This window comes from Microbulbifer maximicatervae (SeqCode) (assembly GCF_052467325.1).
This window is the reverse complement of record NZ_CP174310.1, coordinates 4,227,724-4,245,524: the sequence shown is the minus strand read 5'-3', so window position 1 is coordinate 4,245,524 and position 17,801 is coordinate 4,227,724. Positions and strand designations below refer to the sequence as shown.

Genomic DNA, 17,801 nt, shown 5'->3' with positions numbered 1-17,801 from the left:
GGGCCCTTACAAGCCCGACATCTGCAGCGATCAGTGAGGTAGAAGCGGAGTTATATCCAGATATTGGGCACCATTGCGATAGTCCGCAGCGGTGTCGAATGGAAGGGTACCTAGCAGGGGGGCGGGCAAGAGAGCCTTCAATGTCTGCAGATTCTCATCGGCTCGAGCCATCCCATCACGGGTGAAATTAGCTACCCAACCCGCCAGCGGCAGACCGTCGCGACGGATCGCTTCAGCGGTGAGCAGTGCGTGGTTGATACAACCGAGCTGCATACCCACCACCAGTATCACCGGTAAATTCAGCTCCCGTGGCAATTGTGAAAGAAAGCTTCTTGGGCCCAGCGGGGTGCGCCAGCCACCAGCGCCTTCAATCAAAACCAGGTCGGCCCCTGCAGACATCACTCCCCGGCAGACGCCAGCCATCCGCGCAACATTTAACTGCTTACCCACCTCTGCGGCCGCTATATGCGGAGCAATAGCGGGCTCCAGGGCAAAGGGGTTTACTTGCTGGTAAGGCAGCTTCAGAGTCATCGCTTCCTGGAGCAAAAGGGCATCTTCATTGCGCAGGCCATCATCCGTGTGCTCACATCCAGACGCCACAGGCTTCACTGCCGCCGTTTGCAAGCCTGCCTCCGCCGCTGCTGATAACAGTGCGGCGCTCACATATGTCTTGCCGACCTCGGTGTCAGTACCGGCGATAAAATAGGTTTTTGCCAAGGCCTAACCCCCTCCTCCAATAAAAGTTAACTTTTTTCATGACGTGACTTTTCACGCCACTTAGATGGTGATAAATTAACCCGGTAGCGCAAATTTTGAACAAATCAAGCCGTACATCGATAAGAAGGCACGGGGTTGCGCTCACACAATAACCCCCTTTTAAAGGGGACAGACAGCAGGGATGCGGTGTCATTGCGAAATAACCGACAACTACCCGAACTGCTTAAAGACCATGCGATACCTGACCTTTGCCCTGCTCCTGCTGGTGCCAATCTTTGCTTCAGCGAAAGTTGATCCCGTTGACCACGTCGTAGTTTATAAGTCCAAGAAACTCATGCAGCTGATACGGGACGGCCGTGTCGTGAAAAGCTATACCGTGTCTTTTGGCGATAACCCCAGGGGACACAAGGTTCGCCAGGGGGACGAGCGTACCCCTGAAGGCCGCTACACACTGGACTGGAAGAATCCCAACAGCCGCTTTTATCGTTCAATCCACGTGTCCTATCCCAACAAGCAGGACCGTGCACGGGCAGCCAAAATGGGGGTCAGTCCCGGCGGTGACATTATGATCCACGGTATCAAGCCCCAGTGGTCCTACATGGAAAGGCACCTGCGCCGCACCAACTGGACCGATGGTTGTATCGCGGTGGCCTCCAACCGTGAAATGGACGAAATCTGGGCTCTGGTGAAGACGCCAATCCCTATCGACATCTACCCCTGATCTCTTCAATCTTGCACCCGGCTCCCTGCGTTGCGATAGGCGCAGGTCAGCCGGATTTTTTTGCCCTGCAAGCGGTGAGATTCATATAGATCACCTCGTAAGTTACCGGCAATCCACGCTCTTCCCGCTTATTCTCATAGGCCACGGACAAGCGCTGCAGTTTGCGTCGACCGGTCATACCTTTATCCGCCGCCCGGTTAATATTGTGTGCACCCACTCCCTTAAGCTCCCGCATCAACCGTCTCAGGCTATCAAAGTGCAGTAGGCGCAATTCATCCGTAACCAATCCGCTGAGACCACTGTGCAGTGCCGCTTCACGCCATTGCTCGGCGGGCAGGAACTGATTGACATGTACACCCCCATCCACTTGAGCCCAACTCTGTTTCAATTCCACCAGGGTTTTAGGGCCAAGGGTGGCAACCAGGCACCGCCCTTCAGGGGCCAGTATTCGCTGCAACTCAGCAAACAATTGCGGCAGGCGGTAGCACCATTGCAGCGCCATACTTGAAAACACCAAATCAATACTACCCGCCGCCAGAGGTAACTGTTCGGCATCGGCCGCAATGTAACCATCAGCTTCGGGTCTTTGCGTCCGGGCAAATTTCAGCATCCCCTCCGCCAGATCCAGGGCAATAATTTGCGCCTTCGGAAAATGCCGCCGCAACAGTTCAGTACCGAATCCGGTGCCACTGCCCAAATCGAGGATCGTACGGGGTGCCCAGCTGTCATCGGCTTGGGCCAACAGTTGCCGGCAGACTGCCCGCTGCAGATGGGCGCAATCATCGTAGCCCTGTGCTGCCCGGGTAAAAGAGCGAGCTACCGCAGCCTTATCAAACGGCTCATCCGGGGGATTTCCAATAGACTCGTGAAGCTCGAGTAGATATTCAGCAACGATGTCAGCCTTGGTGCAATGGGGTAAATGGCCCGTCTCGGGTATAACTTTAATAGTGCCCCCACACGCCTCAATGGACCGAGCAGCTTCAATGGGAACCAGGGCATCCCTGTCACCAAACAGGTGCAGTGCCGGCACGGACAGATGTTCCAGGTATTGGCGGTTATCCAACTCTGCCAGACAGCACAATGCTTCCCGCCAGGCATCACTATTTATTTGAGGTTTTTGTGCCTTAAGGTCTTTAAGCAAAGAGCGCATGGCGCTATCACCCCGTGCCAGTAGTGAGCAAAATCGCTCCCAGGTACTCTCCGGAGATGATGTAAAAGCATCGAAAAATGCCTTGAAAGTGCTCTCGGCCATGCCCGGCCAGCCATCTCGTTCCACAAAGCAGGCATTGGCAGCTATGGTCACTAACCCCAGAACTTTGTCCTGCTTCGCTATAGAAGCCAGGCGAACAGCAAGCATACCGCCGAGGGAGTGGCCAACCAGGATACAGCGAGGAGGAAGTTGCTGGTAAAGCTTCTGCAGCAAAGCTTCTAGTGGGGGCCAGTCTTCAGCACCTTGTGTAGCAAATCCAGGTAACTCAATACAGTGAAGTTGCACTTCTGTACGACGCGCCAGGGATTCTATAAGCGGCTGCCAAAGGTCTGCACTCCCGCCCCACCCATGCAGGAAAACCAAGTGTTCAACCCGTGTCACTTATCCAGTACCCCTGCGTCCTGCAAAATCTGCTGCAGCGCGCCTAGTAGCTCATCGATATCCTCGGCCCGGTGAGCCGCGCTCAGGGTAATGCGCAAGCGTGCAGTGCCCAGCGGCACTGTAGGCGGGCGAATGGCACCCACCAGGAACCCGCGCTCCTGCAATTCTCTGGCAACCGCCATCACGGTGTTTTCACAGCCCAACACCAGCGGCTGTATCGCACTGGCCGACGCCTGTAGAGGTAGGCCGAGCTGTAGTGCCCTGCGGCGGAAATAAGCGATATTTACCCGCAAGCGCCCTTGTAACTGAGGCTCATCGCGAATCAATTCGATAGCAGCCAAGGCGCCGGCAGCCACTGCTGGCGTCATTCCGGTGGTATAGATATAGGGCCGCGCAAACTGGGTGAGAAAATCTATCAGTGCCCGGGAGCCCGCAACAAAGGCACCGGCATTGCCAACCGCTTTACCCAAGGTACCCATCACAACCGGGGCTTGTTCCTGGGACAGCCCCGCCAGGGCACAGCTGCCCGCCAGTGGGTATGCTTCGCTACCCATTACGCCAAAGCCGTGGGCCTCATCAACCATTAGCCAGGCGTTGTATTGCTTACACAGGGTGGCAATCTCAGCCAGAGGGGCCAAATCACCATCCATGCTGTAAACGCCATCCACCGCTACTAAAGTAGCGCCACCCCGGCTAGTAGCGCGCTGCAATTGGCGTTCAAGGCCAGCGAGATCGTTATGGGCAAAGCGCAGACTGTTGGCGCCACTCAATCGGGCACCGTCAATCAGTGAGGCGTGATTAAGCCTATCCGAAACAATATTGTCGGCTCGCCCCAACAGGGCACAAATAGTGCCGATATTCGCCATGTAGCCACTCGAGAATATCAGTGCCGCTTCTCGCCCGGTTACCTCGGCGATGCACTGCTGCAAGCGGTGATGAATATCCAGGTGACCATTAACCAGGTGAGAGGCTGTGGCGCCTGCACCACACTCCGCTCCCGCCTTCTGTGCTGCGATGACTTCCTCGCGGCTGGCAAGCCCCAGGTAGTCGTTACTGCTAAATACCAGTAGCTCCCGCCCATCGACCCGGGCTCGCGGCCCGGGTGCGCGATCGAGGGTTTTTAGTTCCCGGTACAGATTCTGCTGGCGGCGCTCGGCGAGGCGCTGTTGCAGGACTTCATTCAGGGTCATTTGGCCGCGTCGTAGAAGAAGGCATCATTTTGCTGTTCGGTGATCTGCGCGTTCAATTCCGCTTCCACCTCAGCCTCATCGGCGTACTGCTGATACTCTTCTGGCTTAATACCCAGGCGACTGAACAACTGCATATCTTCGTTAGCTTCCGGATTTGCGGTCGTCAGCAGTTTTTCACCGTAGAAAATAGAGTTGGCGCCGGCGAGGAAAGCCATTGCCTGCATCTCATCGCTCATCTGCTCGCGACCGGCGGATAGGCGCACATGGGATTTCGGCATCATGATACGGGCCACAGCAATGCAGCGAATAAATTCGAAAGGATCCAGGTCCTTTTGTTCTTCCAGCGGGGTACCTGCGACTTTTACCAGCATATTGATGGGCACTGATTCGGGGTGCTCCGGCAGGTTCGCCAATTGCATCAATAACCCGGCGCGATCTTTATCGCCTTCACCCATTCCCACAATGCCACCAGCACAGACCTTCATTCCCGCTGAGCGCACTCGCCCCAAGGTTTCCAGGCGATCCTGGTAAGTGCGAGTGGTAATAATCTCACCGTAATATTCCGGCGAAGTATCCAAATTGTGGTTGTAGTAATCGAGGCCTGCATCCGCCAACTCCTGGGCCTGATCATCATTTAGCATGCCCAGGGTCATACAGGTTTCCATACCCAACGCCTTTACTTCTCGTACCATCTGGGTCACGTAAGGCATGTCTTTTTTCTTGGGGGAGCGCCAGGCGGCCCCCATGCAGAAGCGGGTAGCACCGCCGGCCTTAGCTGCCCTAGCCTCCTGCAACACCTTTTCAACCTTCATCAGTTTTTCCCGCTCCAGCCCGGTGTCATAGCGGGCACTTTGGGGGCAGTAGGCACAGTCCTCAGGGCAAGCACCGGTCTTGATAGAGCAAAGGGTACTGACCTGTACTCGATTGGCATCAAAATAAGCTCTGTGCACTTGCTGCGCGGTAAACATCAAGTCGCTAAACGGCATGGCGAAGAGGTCCAGTACCTGCTCGCGGGTCCAGTCGTGGCGGATCTCTGCGGCGGGCATTTGCTGGGCGGCAGTCACAGGGCGTACTCTCTCTGTTGCTTATTAAAATCGGATACTCACAGCCTGTTAGCAGGCTCTAGCGGCATCGATCAGCGGGCTTTAATTCAGCCTCTGCCGTTCAATCCACCAGACTGGCCAGTTTAGCCACGGCCAAACCGCTGTCAACTCGGAAGAGACGATATGGTTTACAAGCTTTTCAGTAGAAAACTTGCTCAAAGTCTGGCCCGCTGCCTGCTGTGCGGCGGAGCATCGGGAGAGGTTGGAGTCTGTTCTGCCTGCACTCAGGAACTACCGGCGCTAGGCAGCGGCTGCCGCTACTGCGCCATACCCTTGGCGGCGGCAAAAGATAATATTTGCGCGGCCTGTTTACAGAGGCCACCCGCCTTAAAGAAGATCAGTGCTGCCTGGCAATACGCTTACCCAATCAACCACTTAATCCAACATTTCAAATACCACCGGGACTTGGCCGCCGGACACAGCCTTATACAGCTAGCGGCCCGCCAATTGGGGCTTCCAGAGGATATGCCTGACATACTTACCCCGGTTCCTCTGCACTGGCGTCGCTATTGGCTGCGCGGTTACAACCAGGCTCAACTTATTGCCAGTGGGCTGGGGCAATACTGGTGCCTGCCAGTAGATCTGCAACTACTGCGCAAAACAACTTCCACCAAAACCCAGTCTCAACTCAGCCGCAACCAACGGCTGAAAAACCTGTCTGACAGCTTTGCCGTGCGCGGAGAAATATCGGGTGCCCATATCGGCCTGGTAGACGATGTTGTAACCACGGGAGCGACCCTAGAAATCATCACTCGCCAGCTACTCACAGCCGGGGCAAAACAGGTCAGCGCCTTCGTTTTGGCCAGAACGCCATGACTGTTCGGCGCGACTACAAATAGACCCATAGTCACCCCAACGTCACAATAGCTTACCTTGCCGTTCTGGCGCCTCAGTCCCCCACCTGCCAGCACTGCTAAGGTTCTAACAGCGACTAAATTGCCCGCATTTCTGTTGTCGCGGGCCAGGAATTCAGCGATGAGTGAATACAAGTTGCCACGGGGCATTGTCATCAGCGGCACAGGCCTGTGGACCCCACCGGAATCTATTAGCAATGAAGAGTTGGTAGATGCCTATAACACCCATGCCGAGCAGTACAATCTTGAGCATGCTCAAGAGATTGAGGCCGGTGAGCGCGCAGCAAAACCTTTCTCTTCTGCAGAATTTATCGAGAAGGCCTCAGGCATCAAGAGCCGCTATGTGGTGACCCGCGATGGCATCCTTGATCCGAAGCGTATGCGCCCCCTTATTCCCGAGCGCGCAGATGACGAGCTGAGTGTACAAGCCGAAATGGGCTTAAAGGCCGCCAGACTAGCCCTGGAGAAAGCCGGTAAGCAGGCGTCTGACATTGATTTGGTCATTGTCGGTGCCTCCTATATGCAGCGCGCCTACCCCGCTATTGCTATTGAAATCCAAGGTGCACTGGGTATCGATGGGTTTGCTTTTGATATGGAAGTGGCCTGCTCCTCAGCCACCTTCTCACTTCAGCGTGCGGTGGATGCGATCTGCTCAGGCTCAGCCAAAACTGTGCTGGTCATCAATGCCGAACTGGCCTCACCACAAGTAGATTACACCGACCGAGACAGCCACTTTATCTTTGGCGATGTAGCCGTAGCCAGCATTATCGAGCGCAGAGAAACCTGTACTGTCGAAAGCGCCTGGGAAATTCTCGGCACCAAAGCGAAAACCGTTTTCTCCAACAATATCCGTTCGAACTTTGGCTACACCGCTCGCGCCGCCGATGTAGACCCTTTTGGCCCCGGTAAATTGTTCCGTCAGAATGGCCGAAAGGTATTTAAAGAAGTTTGCCCCATGGCGGCATCTCATATCGAAGCCCACCTGCAAGAGACGGACACCGATCCTCACAGCGTGCGCCGCTACTGGCTCCATCAGGCCAATATCAATATGAACAACCTGATCGCCAAGAAGCTAATGGGTGACAATGCAAGCGTTGAACGCGCGCCCATCGTTCTGGACCGCTATGCCAACACGGCAAGTGCCGGTTCAGTTATCGCGTTTAATTTACACAGCGATGACTTGCAGGTTGGTGACCGGGGAATTATCTGCTCCTTTGGCGCAGGCTATTCCATTGGCAGCTTGGTATTGGAAAAAATCTCCATTTAATTTTGAAATCTTTTCGGAGTTCGGGAATAAATACTGAACTCCGAAACAACCACTAAAAAGACCGGTGGTTCTCACTACCAGTGACATCAGGATTTTATTAACCGGCGACCTGGCCTTCACAAATATCCATTAAAACTATGCGCGATCCAGCCGCAGCGCATAGCAACCATAAGCAGCGAAGCGCAGCAGAGCGAAATCAATCTCATCCTGCATGAAATATTCACTCACTTCTGTTTTTATTTGTTCGGGACCCACCAATTTCGCAGACACGATATGCTCTTCAGCGCTATAGGCGCGAAGCACTAGTGGCACATCACTCTTGAAATAATCTTCCGCATTATTATTTAGCGAGGGGAAGCTGTTCTGTGCTCTGAAGTTTTGTTCCGGCTGTGGCTGCGCCAGTACAAATACAGGCCCGTACTCCCGATAAGGACCGGCAAAAGAGAAAGGGCAGTAGCTGGCCAGGAGGATTTTCTCCCCGGGCCGTGCGCGCCGCCGCACATCACGACATGGCTCACCGCCCTGGGCGCTCAGCTGCCGTACCGGCTGCCCTAGATCATCTAGACCTGCTTGACGAACCTTTTCTAAAAAGTCTTCGCGGATAGGTGTTACGGTAAAAGTCATGGCTAAAGTCGCCCCACTTGCTAAAAGAGCGAGGTTACTGAACACCAAACAGCATCGCTGGCCAGATTCGGGCGCGTCATTCCAAGCGAGTAGCGGTCATTTTTTTACGGACTCTTCAAGCTCACTCAGCAGACCTTCCGCCCAACTGATCCAGGTCTTTTCCGCCTCAATACCCAAAAGCAGGGTTTGATGTGCCAACCAGTAGCGCTCCTGGAGCGCTGTATCACTCTTTAATACCCGCTCATTTTGCTCCTGGTAACTTTCCAGAGAGCTGCGATGTTGGCGCAGTTGGCCCTCCAGAGCATCTCGCATTTCATCCTTGCTCAGGTTGTGGCCGGCGAACATACGCACCAGGAAAGGCTCGCGAATCTTCTGCGGCGCACTGGGCTGAATGACCCAGTCACGCAGCTCGGCGCGGCCTAGATCCGTGAGGCTATAGACCTTCTTGTCCGGCTTGCCTTCTTGGGCCTGCTCCTCACAGTCCAGCAGGCCCTCCTCATGTAACTTGTGCAGCTCGCGATACATCTGCTGATGGCTGGCACTCCAGAAGTGGGAGACGCTGCGCTCAAAGCGCCGCTTAAGGTCATATCCACTGCCGGGCTCAATATCCAGCAAGGTGAGAACGGCAAAGCGCAGAGACATGTAAACTCCAACTCATCTTATGCAAAGAGTTGCATATTAACCGGAGCCAGCCATTTATGACCAGCTGCCGGGTTTTCATAACAAGATAATTAGATTAATAAAACATTAAAAAATAGGACAAATGTATCGACAGAAACTAACAGTCGAGATGTAAGGCTAGCTTTTATGCAAATTGGAGATATAATCGCCGGCTTGTCGCCAAAGTCGTTTAGGCGGCCACTGTCTACGAGGTTGTTTGCCCAATGTCCGCGCCCGCACTATCCCCATCCAGTCCAGATGCCCCAGATGAAAAGGCTTCTGGTGCGCGCCGGTGGGACTTTATGCTGGACATCTTCGCCATGAATAGCTTCTCTTGGGCTGTAGCGATCCCCATCGAGCTGGTTCTGGCGGGTATGAGTTGGAGCGAACACCTGAAAGTTCGCCTGATGGCCCTGGTATTCAATACCCTTATTGCCCGCCCATTCAGTATGTACCGCAACTGGATTGTGAACCGTTTCGGTGGTGGCGGTTTTATCAATGCCTACCTGGTAGACACCTTTGTATTTCTCAGCTTCCAGTTCCCACTTTATTTAGCCAATATGCGCCTCGGTGGCGTCAGCTGGGACGAAATAGCCACCGCCAGTATTACTTTTATACTAATCGCGGGGGCACTTGGACGACCCTATGGAATTTATCTCGACTGGGTGCGTCGAGTGTGGATTAATACGCTGGTGCCCCTGTGGAGCAAACGCGCAGCCTAGGGTTACCGAGACTCGATTAAGCATTACGAGAGAGGAACATGATTGTGTTGACCGATAACGCCATTGAAAACAGTTCCATGACCGTTGGCGTGGTCGCTGGCACTCCCACTGATACCCGCTTCGGATTGGATTTCCTCGCAGCACGCCAGCTTCGCGGAGTGGGTCTGTCCCTATCCTCGTCTCCCCAAGCTCAAACCCAATTACAGGCACTGGAGCGCGACGCCCTCACTCAGCAGCTGATCGAAGCTATAGAACAGCTTTATCAGGCTGGCGCCGAAGCGGCGATGATCTATTGCAACTCACTTTCCGGTGCAGTGGATATGTCGGCGGTGAAAGCTGCCTCCCCCATTGAGGTGGTATCCCCTCTCGAGGTGTATGCTGAACTTACCCAGCGCTACCGCAACTTTGGACTGCTCGCCGCCAACTGCCAGAGCTGCGCCAATATCGAGCGGGAAATACTCGAGCGCAATACAACCGCCAAAGTCATCGGTATTGGCAACTTGCAAATTGTGGAAGATATCGAGGACGGCCTCGCCGCAGAAATGATTGTTCGCCAACACGCTCTTGATGACTTGGTCGCGGCGCTGGTGAAAAGCGGCGTACAGATCCTGATTTTGGGCTGCACCCATTTCGATTATTTTTATCCGGAATTACTGGCTCACTGTGATGGTATTCGCCTATTCCTACCCTCTGAGCGTATGCTGCAATTACTGCAGGAACGTATTCCCCAGGCTGCCTGAATGCTAGATTCCGGCAGCAGTCCTGGCGCGATTTTCTCCAGGAGAGTTGCCGGACTACGCCCCCATCTAATAATTTGCCGCTAGATCCCTCTATGTAATCCGATGCAATCTGAGGATTACCTCTCCGCCAAATGCCACCCCGATCGAGCCCAGGGCAGAGTATCCGGGGCCGCCAAGCAACTCCTATATTGGTACAATCACTAAGGCGCCAACATTTACCACTTGGCAGAGAAAAAATTTCTCTTGTACCAAAAGCAGCCTTATTGCAGTATCAAAAATCTCCAATGTATCTGGATACCCATTACAGTAAGTCGTATTAAAACCCTTTTGGACTGCAGGATTTAGTCCAATTTAAATAACGTTGGTTACAAGGATGATAGAAACCACTTTATCTGGGGAAGCTCCCTCGTGTCACGTATTTTCGCGTGCCATCTATTTCGGTCTATTGGTATCGGGCTCAGTATTTTTATCAAGTACTGCACAAGCCGATGTTATCACCTCACTAAAAAGTCAGGTCCCGCTATTTTGGCTAGGAATTCCCACAGTACTTCTTTTACTAATTTGTGCAGTTGCAATAAATAGACATGTGAAATTTCGCCAGTTAGATCGCGACAGCAAAACCCAACTTAAAAATTTGAGTAAGGAAAATAGTAACCTTTTTCAACAAATGCACAGCCGAAATAGCGAATTTACCGCATTGGAAAAGCGGCTGTCCGATGCTCGCACTGAACTGGAACAATTGCGCCAAGAGAAATCAGACCTCCTGACCATAACCCGCCACCACTTACAGCACCCCTTGGATACGCTCCTGGGCACGTTAAATTTATTGGCTCGCAGTGAAGATAATAATACTCGCGCTCTGGTAGAGATCGGGAAAAGACAATTAAACAGTGCCCTAAAGTCCCTTGATAATTTACATCAATGCGGCGATGTCGAAACGGTGGAATTAAAACTACCCACTGAGAACCACCGCGTTCCCGGTAAGCAATTATCGGTTTTACTCATTGAGAACAATAAGCATGACACCCTTCAACCCACCTTGGAAACCATGGGGCATGAAGTGCAAAGGGAGTGCAATGGAATCGATGGAAGCAGCGCTGCGCTGCAAAAAGCATTCGATCTCATTTTAACTGATACTCACCTCCCACTAATGGATGGCGTTGAAGCAGTACGGGAAATCCGCCGAGAGAGAGGTGCAGAATTACCTATTTTTGCTCTATTACAAAATGCGAGCTCCGGCGACAAGGAGCGCTATCAAGCTAGAGGATTTACCGGCGTATTGACCCACCCCATCGGCGATCGACAATTAATGCAGTTATTGAGCTGGGCCGTTCGCCGGAGCCAGGGGGTCGCTGTTCCTCAAGGAGCGAAACCTACACGCCTTCTGAATACCAATACCCTATTCCGCTTGCGGGATACTCTGGATCATCATACGTTTGCTGAATTACTCAGTGAACGCACAGCCACCTTGCCCAAAAATATTACATCACTGACCAGTGCTATCACTGGTCGTCACTGGCTAGATGCTGAGCAGCAAGCACAAAAATTGGCTCGATCTTCTATTGAAGTCGGCCTCGAAACAATAGCAGCTCGCCTACGGACCCTGGCCGCAAACCTCTCTATCGATAGTGAGAGAGAGTACTGTCGCCAACAGCGCACAGAGTTACTTCAGTTGATGCGGGAATCCGTGCGCCAGCTAAAGTCCTGGCGCGAACGTAATGTACACACCGAGTGGGCGCTGAAGTGACTAACCGAACTGTGGCCCAATCATGAGCCACAGTTCTACCTCAGAGCACTGGCACGATGGCAAGGGCAACTGCAACCCATCGCACAAATAAGCCATCCCAGCGCAGCTAAGTTGAAAAGCGCTACTTGCACCACACTATATTGAGGTGAATAGCGAAGAGAAAAAATTATGTCAGAGCAGTATCCCGAGCGCACCCAGGAAGCCCGTGAACAAAGCGGGCGCGACCTGGCCATCATGGTTTACCTGATCCAGGCGATCAGTTTATTTACAGCAGTGCCATTTTTTATCGGGGTATTAATCAACTACTTTAAGCGCAGTGATGTTCGCGGCACCCTGGCCGAATCTCACTTCCGCTGGCAAATTCGCACCTTCTGGTTTTGGCTGCTATGGACCATTGTTGGCTCCCTAACCATTTGGGTGCTGGGGCTGGGCTATCTGATTCTGGCAATTAACTGGGTATGGGTAATCTATCGGGTTATTCGCGGCTGGTTGACACTGGTTGACCGGCGCCCAGCTTATTAATAGCAATTATTCCATTTGATGGGCCCAGTATCTTGGGCCCATCTACTTCTCAGTAAGAAATGAATCCAAGGTTTCCTTACTGAAATTACTGACTTTCACACCTCGTAAAAGACAAAAGCAGATTGACTAGCCATAAGGCTATACCAACTTTTCCTCATTTACTTTCTCAAGCCCTTATTCGCCAAAAGTTGCAGCTGCAACATTGCATGCTTCATCACAAAGTGTGCGAATATGCCTATCCGATTGACTTTCACCGCGTTGTTAACAGGGAGAAATAGATTCGTGAACCAGGACCAGAATGCCCCCTTGCGGGAAGATGTACGCCTGCTGGGTGAAGAGCTCGGCGCAGTATTGCGAAACCAAGTTGGCGAGCCACTATTTGATACCGTTGAGAATATTCGTCAGGCGGCTGTTGAAAGCCGCAGCAAAGGGGCTATGCAGGCCGATCACTTACGAGAGCTACTCGACCCCCTGGATGATGCGACCCTATTGGAAGTTGCCCGGGCATTCAGCCAGTTTCTAAACCTGGCCAATATTGCCGAACAGCGCCATCGCGAGAGACTGCACCGCCAGCACCAGCGCTTTCCCGGAGATCCCGATACAGACCGCGGCCTGCGACAGGTACTGGCAGAGTTAAGCAAAGCGGGGAAGTCTCCCGAGGAAATCCACGGGACACTAAAAGAGTTATCCGTAGAACTGGTCCTAACCGCTCATCCCACCGAAGTGACACGCCGCACCCTAATTCGCAAATACGATCGAGTTGCAGACCTGCTCAACACACTGGACAGGCCCGACCTGACCCCTGAAGAATCCCAGGATTTACGTCGCCACCTACAAGAACAGATCCTTTCCGCCTGGAGCACCGACGAGATCCGCCGCTCCAGGCCCACCCCAGTTGATGAAGCCAGGTGGGGCTTTGCCACCATCGAACAATCCCTGTGGCAGGCAGTTCCGAGGAGTATGCGGGAAATAGACAGTGAATTGGCCCTGGCCAAGCTGCCCCCATTACCGGTTGATTGGGTTCCCATCCACTTTGCCTCTTGGATGGGGGGAGACCGGGACGGCAACCCCAATGTCACCGCCAGCGTCACCCGGGAAGTTCTGCACCTAGCCCGCTGGATGGCCGCTGACCTCTATCTGCGCGATGTGGAAAACCTGCTCGCAGACTTGTCCATGCATCGCGCCAGCGAAGAACTTTTACAGCGCACTGGCCCCAGCCACGAGCCCTATCGCCTGGTGCTGCGCCAGGTTCGCGACCGTCTCAAAATAACCCGGGAAAAAATGGAGGCCCGCATTGGTCGACGTGCAGAGCCTTCCGGCCTCGCGTTTACCAGCAGCGAGCAGCTGGCCGACGAGCTGCGCCTGATCGACCGCTCCCTGCGCGATGTGGGCCTCTCAGCCATCGCCGATGGCCAACTTAAAGATACCCTGAGGCGACTCAACTGCTTCGGCATCACTTTATTGCGCTTGGATATACGACAGGAATCCACCCGCCACGCTGACACCCTGGATGCTATTACCCGCTATCTGGGTATGGGCAATTACAGCAGTTGGAGCGAAGAGGAGAAGCAGGAGTTCCTGGCGTCCGAGCTGGATAGCCGCCGCCCACTGGTAGACGAAAGCTTTTACCGCAGTGACTTTTGTGACGAAGAGGTAAGCGAAGTCTTACAGACCTGCAAGGTCATCGCCGAACAGGGTCCCGAGGGATTAGGTGCCTACGTTATCTCAATGGCGACCACACCTTCCGATGTACTCGCTGTAATGCTGCTACAAAAAATTGCCGGGGTGCAGGTGCCAATGCGAGTGGTTCCCTTGTTTGAAACCCTCGACGATCTCGATGGTGCAGCTACCACTATGAGTACTCTGCTGAATATCCCCCTGTACAAGCAGCGTGTGCTCGATGGCCAGGAAGTGATGATCGGCTACTCGGACTCCGCCAAGGACGCCGGCTTCCTGGGCGCCGCCTGGGCCCAGTACCGCACACAGGAAGCTCTCACCGGAATATTCCGCAACCACGGTATCCCCCTAACTCTGTTTCACGGCCGTGGCGGCTCCATATCCCGGGGCGGCTCTCCTACTCGTATGGCCCTGCTGTCGCAGCCACCGGGATCAATAGCCGGGCGTATTCGCGTTACCGAACAGGGAGAAATGATTCGCTTCAAATACGGCCGTCCCTCTGTAGCCGCCTACAACCTGGAGCAGTATGTCGCCGCAACTCTGGAGGCGACACTGATGCCCCCGGCAGAGCCGCGTTCGGAGTGGCGCGCGGAGATGGACCGGCTCACGGAAGTCTCCGTCGGCAACTATCGGGAAGTCGTGCAGGATGATCCAGCCCTAGTGGCTTACTTGCGCACTGTCACCCCGGAAACCGAGCTGAGCCGCCTGGCCCTGGGCAGTCGCCCGGCAAGGCGTAAACCCGGTGGCGGTGTCGAATCACTGCGGGCGATTCCGTGGGTGTTCGCCTGGACCCAGATACGACTGATGTTACCGGCCTGGCTGGGCACTGGCGCCGCCTTGGAGAATGCCCTCAAGCACGCAGATGAAACTGATATCTTGCGGGATATGAGCCGCCAATGGCCCTTTTTCCAAGGCGTTGTGGATATGCTAGAAATGGTACTGGCCAAGGCCGATCCCCGCGTTGCCTCCTGGTACGAAGAACGACTCACCCAGGATGCAGACCTAATCCAACTGGGTGTCAGTTTGAGAGAGCGACTGGCTCACACCGTAGAGGCCCTAAAACAGCTTACCGGGCGGGAGAGCTTGTTGGATAACAATCCCGTGATGCGCTGGTCCATCCGCGTGCGCGACCCCTACACTGACCCTTTGCACCTATTGCAGGCCGAGCTGATGGCACGTTTGCGCGAACGGGAAAGTGATGCGGTACTGGAAAGTGCGCTGATGGTCACTATCGCAGGGATTGCAGCGGGCATGCGCAATACGGGTTAAAAGACCACGGTAGCTGTGATGATACTGGGATTTGAGGCCTGCTTTTTTCACAACAGCAGGCCCCCAAGCAATCAGAATCTGCCGGTAAGTGCCATCACGAACAGGTCTGCCGGCAACTGCTCTCCATTCACCTCCAACTGGCCTCGGTTGACCTTGAGATACATTTGCAGCTCACCCTTGTCTTCGATCAGCAGGCCATAATCTCGCAGAAGCATTGCCTGCCCTACCAGGGGGGACTGCAAAAGCGCCTGCTCTGCAGCGCTAACGGTCATACTACCTACCAGCGGTTTGAGCCACTGATCGATCTCACTGGCACCTCGGCGGGAGGATTTGCGCATACCCCGCCAATCGATATCAGCATCTACTAACACAGGGCCATTGCGAGATTGAATCGCCAGCTGTTGCTCCAGGCGCAGCGGGCGACTCATTTCACGGGCCCAATTCCGTTCAGGGGCCGGCAACAATACACGCAGGTAGTGCCCCAGATCCGCAGTCTTAATTCTCGGCAAGGTCATCTGCTGGCGCACAGAGGTAATCGGTGTTGCCGAATCCACCGTGGGAAGCTTCAGGTCACTGATAATTTTCAGGGTCTGTGCCGCCAATTCTTCCAAGGTCAGGTCCAGGGTAACATCGCGCAATTGAACCGGCCCGGAATCTGATTCTGCCCTCAGCAACGACAATCGCAGCTCCGCATTACCGCCCTCGCCGGGCATATATTCAAACTCGCCTTCAAGGGGCTCGGTAAACAGTACTTCGATACCTTCATGAATATGGCGCAAGCTTCCCAGCTCCACGACACCGTTCAGCACAGCACCGCTGTAATCCGTAGATACGGCAATCTCCCCACCGTCAAACTCCAGCTCCCCGAGTGGGCCAGTATTTTTGAAAGGGTCTAAGCGGAGGGTATTCAGCACCCGGTTGTCGGCGGTAACCAGGGTCTCCAGAACTACCGGACTCGCCTGTAAAGCGCCATAAATGGACTCCAATTGAGCGCGCAATTCAGGCTGTAGTTGATCCAGCTCCAGCCGGGTCTCGGTATAAACCACACCCAGGCGCGGCCCCTTAGAGGTAAGCAACACCGGCCCATGATGGATCTCTGTATTGAGCTGGGTAGTGCCATCCGGCAATGCCACTTCAGTATTGGTTTCAGCACCAAACCATCCGCGTTCGTAACCCGTGGAATTCCCCCCCTGCAAGCGGCCCAACTGCTGCTTCCAAATTTCCTCTACTTTGGGGCCGATAAAACCCGGCGCAGCCAGCGCAGATATCACCATTAGGGCAAGCACAATAAATAGAAGTGAACGCAGTAGTTTCATAAAAAATCATCTAGCGAAGGGGTTTGCGCCGATGGTATCAGATTATGCAGCTATTAGTGCGACAAGAGCCTCGTTACTTGGTACGAGTGCTGAACATTCATCAACCACGGCATAAGGACCTACGACCCATTTCTAAAGAGCAGAATCTCGGCTTGTAAATTAGTAAATCTATATTTCAAAAGCTCTGATCAAGCCTAAGAAGAGGGGTTTGTAAGCGGCCATAAATTGAAATTGACCATTATGCTGGAGATCAGCTCACAAGTCTCTTGATCTCCTGTGGCACGCCTGAGTAATTTAATGGCTCGTTGACAGTTTTAAACAACAATGTAATTTTTTAAACCACCCTTTAACTTCCCCTTAATCAGAGCAATTTAAAATGGTAGGTAACAATCTATTTTTCTTGTATTTCAATCTAACCCAGATTCTTATCTCCACGATTTAGCTTTCTTACAAATACCTCAACAAAATAAAGGTCCTGATTACTATAAGAAAACCGCTATCTAGGAAATTTTTTGTTTTTTACCTATTCATGTAAAAAATAATTATTGAATTCATAACCGTTATCTCGATCGGATCTTAAAAGATACCTTTACAACAACCGAAACTTCCATTACCGCACGTTGGGACACTCCCCCAGTTTGAGTAGACTTGTGGCCAAACTAGGAGAAGGAGAAGACGTTATGCGATATCTTGTTTCAATGGTGCTCTTGTGTTCTCTCGCAGGTTTCAGTTATGCAGATGACCGCATGACGCGCCTCCCATCCAACGCTGAACCCGTGCAAATTCTCGGCAAGACTTATTATCAAAGTGGTAATACTTTCTATGCCTTTAATGAGCAGGGCCGTTATTTCTACAGAGTACAGCCCCCCACCTCTATTCGTAGTTATGAGAATCCCCGGGATATGTATATCCGCGGCTCACAACCTCGCCCCCAAACTTGGGGACTGACTAGAGACCAGGTAGAAGGCTGTATGAATGCCGCTGCAGATATGGCAAATGCTAACCCTGCAGTAGGTGGTAAGATTTATATTCGCGAATATAACCGCTGTATCAGTAACTTGCGCTAGCCATTGTGGCTATA

The 17,801-nt window shown here is 53.3% G+C and carries 16 protein-coding genes; 9 read left to right on the top strand and 7 right to left on the bottom strand.

What is annotated here, in order from left to right; genetic code table 11:
- Positions 1-30: 30 nt before the first annotated feature.
- The gene (bioD, locus tag ACJJIE_RS18955) at positions 31-717 is read right to left on the bottom strand and encodes a dethiobiotin synthase (protein ID WP_444892656.1); all 687 of its coding nucleotides are present in this window, start codon (positions 715-717) and stop codon (positions 31-33) included.
- Between the two features lie 232 nt (positions 718-949).
- Between bioD and ACJJIE_RS18950 the strand changes: the two genes are divergently transcribed.
- A complete protein-coding gene (locus ACJJIE_RS18950; protein ID WP_282934516.1) occupies positions 950-1,438 on the top strand; it encodes a L,D-transpeptidase family protein in 489 nt (162 codons plus the stop codon).
- Positions 1,439-1,484: 46 nt separating this feature from the next.
- Here the strand turns inward: ACJJIE_RS18950 and bioC are convergent, their stop codons facing one another.
- From bioC to bioB, 3 genes are read right to left on the bottom strand one after another with little or no spacing between them, the layout of a single operon-like run.
- On the bottom strand, positions 1,485-3,029 hold the full coding sequence (bioC, locus tag ACJJIE_RS18945; protein ID WP_444892655.1) for a malonyl-ACP O-methyltransferase BioC: 1,545 nt from the start codon (positions 3,027-3,029) through the stop codon (positions 1,485-1,487).
- Positions 3,026-4,219: an 8-amino-7-oxononanoate synthase gene (gene bioF, locus ACJJIE_RS18940; RefSeq protein WP_444892654.1), complete on the bottom strand. Its 1,194-nt coding sequence runs from the start codon at positions 4,217-4,219 to the stop codon at positions 3,026-3,028. Before bioF ends, bioC begins: the two co-directional genes overlap by 4 nt.
- Positions 4,216-5,265: a biotin synthase BioB gene (bioB, locus tag ACJJIE_RS18935; RefSeq protein ID WP_444894787.1), complete on the bottom strand. Its 1,050-nt coding sequence runs from the start codon at positions 5,263-5,265 to the stop codon at positions 4,216-4,218. The genes bioF and bioB overlap by 4 nt, the downstream gene beginning before the upstream one ends.
- A gap of 180 nt (positions 5,266-5,445) precedes the next feature.
- Here bioB and ACJJIE_RS18930 point away from each other — a divergent pair, with 180 nt between their 5' ends.
- Both ACJJIE_RS18930 and ACJJIE_RS18925 read left to right on the top strand, forming a co-directional pair.
- Complete coding sequence (locus ACJJIE_RS18930) at positions 5,446-6,138, top strand: ComF family protein (RefSeq protein ID WP_444892653.1); 693 nt, start codon at positions 5,446-5,448, stop codon at positions 6,136-6,138.
- A gap of 159 nt (positions 6,139-6,297) precedes the next feature.
- Positions 6,298-7,443 carry a beta-ketoacyl-ACP synthase III gene (locus ACJJIE_RS18925; protein ID WP_413664188.1) on the top strand — a complete coding sequence of 382 codons (1,146 nt, stop codon included), beginning with the start codon at positions 6,298-6,300 and terminating at the stop codon, positions 7,441-7,443.
- Between the two features lie 135 nt (positions 7,444-7,578).
- On the opposite strand, the gene ACJJIE_RS18920 is transcribed toward ACJJIE_RS18925, so the two are convergent.
- Positions 7,579-8,067 carry a DUF1203 domain-containing protein gene (locus ACJJIE_RS18920; RefSeq protein WP_444892652.1) on the bottom strand — a complete coding sequence of 163 codons (489 nt, stop codon included), beginning with the start codon at positions 8,065-8,067 and terminating at the stop codon, positions 7,579-7,581.
- 96 nt (positions 8,068-8,163) lie between these two features.
- Positions 8,164-8,709, bottom strand: a complete 546-nt coding sequence (locus ACJJIE_RS18915) for a PadR family transcriptional regulator (protein ID WP_282934523.1) — start codon at positions 8,707-8,709, stop codon at positions 8,164-8,166.
- A gap of 242 nt (positions 8,710-8,951) precedes the next feature.
- Between ACJJIE_RS18915 and alaE the strand changes: the two genes are divergently transcribed.
- From alaE to ppc, 5 genes are all read left to right on the top strand, one after another.
- Positions 8,952-9,449 (top strand): L-alanine exporter AlaE, encoded by a 498-nt coding sequence (gene alaE / locus ACJJIE_RS18910; protein ID WP_282934524.1) that lies wholly within the window; start codon positions 8,952-8,954, stop codon positions 9,447-9,449.
- Positions 9,450-9,487: 38 nt separating this feature from the next.
- Positions 9,488-10,189, top strand: a complete 702-nt coding sequence (locus tag ACJJIE_RS18905; protein ID WP_282934525.1) for an aspartate/glutamate racemase family protein — start codon at positions 9,488-9,490, stop codon at positions 10,187-10,189.
- Positions 10,190-10,775: 586 nt separating this feature from the next.
- Complete coding sequence (locus ACJJIE_RS18900) at positions 10,776-11,936, top strand: response regulator (RefSeq protein WP_282934526.1); 1,161 nt, start codon at positions 10,776-10,778, stop codon at positions 11,934-11,936.
- Positions 11,937-12,104: 168 nt separating this feature from the next.
- Positions 12,105-12,458, top strand: a complete 354-nt coding sequence (locus ACJJIE_RS18895; RefSeq protein ID WP_282934527.1) for a DUF4870 family protein — start codon at positions 12,105-12,107, stop codon at positions 12,456-12,458.
- A gap of 282 nt (positions 12,459-12,740) precedes the next feature.
- The gene (gene ppc / locus ACJJIE_RS18890) at positions 12,741-15,404 is read left to right on the top strand and encodes a phosphoenolpyruvate carboxylase (RefSeq protein WP_444892651.1); all 2,664 of its coding nucleotides are present in this window, start codon (positions 12,741-12,743) and stop codon (positions 15,402-15,404) included.
- A 71-nt stretch (positions 15,405-15,475) separates the two neighbouring features.
- On the opposite strand, the gene ACJJIE_RS18885 is transcribed toward ppc, so the two are convergent.
- The gene (locus ACJJIE_RS18885) at positions 15,476-16,720 is read right to left on the bottom strand and encodes a DUF945 family protein (RefSeq protein ID WP_444892650.1); all 1,245 of its coding nucleotides are present in this window, start codon (positions 16,718-16,720) and stop codon (positions 15,476-15,478) included.
- Between the two features lie 680 nt (positions 16,721-17,400).
- Between ACJJIE_RS18885 and ACJJIE_RS18880 the strand changes: the two genes are divergently transcribed.
- Complete coding sequence (locus ACJJIE_RS18880; protein WP_282934530.1) at positions 17,401-17,787, top strand: hypothetical protein; 387 nt, start codon at positions 17,401-17,403, stop codon at positions 17,785-17,787.
- Positions 17,788-17,801 lie beyond the last annotated feature (14 nt).

What these genes read in the sequence shown, in the direction of transcription:
- ACJJIE_RS18880 (WP_282934530.1), top strand. Translation starts at nt 17,401, where the DNA reads ATGCGATATCTTGTTTCAATGGTGCTCTTGTGTTCTCTCGCAGGTTTC.
- ACJJIE_RS18925 (WP_413664188.1), top strand. Translation starts at nt 6,298, where the DNA reads ATGAGTGAATACAAGTTGCCACGGGGCATTGTCATCAGCGGCACAGGC.
- bioB (WP_444894787.1), bottom strand. Translation starts at nt 5,265, where the DNA reads ATGCCCGCCGCAGAGATCCGCCACGACTGGACCCGCGAGCAGGTACTG.
- bioF (WP_444892654.1), bottom strand. Translation starts at nt 4,219, where the DNA reads ATGACCCTGAATGAAGTCCTGCAACAGCGCCTCGCCGAGCGCCGCCAG.
- alaE (WP_282934524.1), top strand. Translation starts at nt 8,952, where the DNA reads ATGTCCGCGCCCGCACTATCCCCATCCAGTCCAGATGCCCCAGATGAA.
- ACJJIE_RS18920 (WP_444892652.1), bottom strand. Translation starts at nt 8,067, where the DNA reads ATGACTTTTACCGTAACACCTATCCGCGAAGACTTTTTAGAAAAGGTT.
- ACJJIE_RS18915 (WP_282934523.1), bottom strand. Translation starts at nt 8,709, where the DNA reads ATGTCTCTGCGCTTTGCCGTTCTCACCTTGCTGGATATTGAGCCCGGC.
- ACJJIE_RS18895 (WP_282934527.1), top strand. Translation starts at nt 12,105, where the DNA reads ATGTCAGAGCAGTATCCCGAGCGCACCCAGGAAGCCCGTGAACAAAGC.
- ACJJIE_RS18885 (WP_444892650.1), bottom strand. Translation starts at nt 16,720, where the DNA reads ATGAAACTACTGCGTTCACTTCTATTTATTGTGCTTGCCCTAATGGTG.
- ACJJIE_RS18930 (WP_444892653.1), top strand. Translation starts at nt 5,446, where the DNA reads ATGGTTTACAAGCTTTTCAGTAGAAAACTTGCTCAAAGTCTGGCCCGC.
- ACJJIE_RS18950 (WP_282934516.1), top strand. Translation starts at nt 950, where the DNA reads ATGCGATACCTGACCTTTGCCCTGCTCCTGCTGGTGCCAATCTTTGCT.
- ACJJIE_RS18905 (WP_282934525.1), top strand. Translation starts at nt 9,488, where the DNA reads ATGATTGTGTTGACCGATAACGCCATTGAAAACAGTTCCATGACCGTT.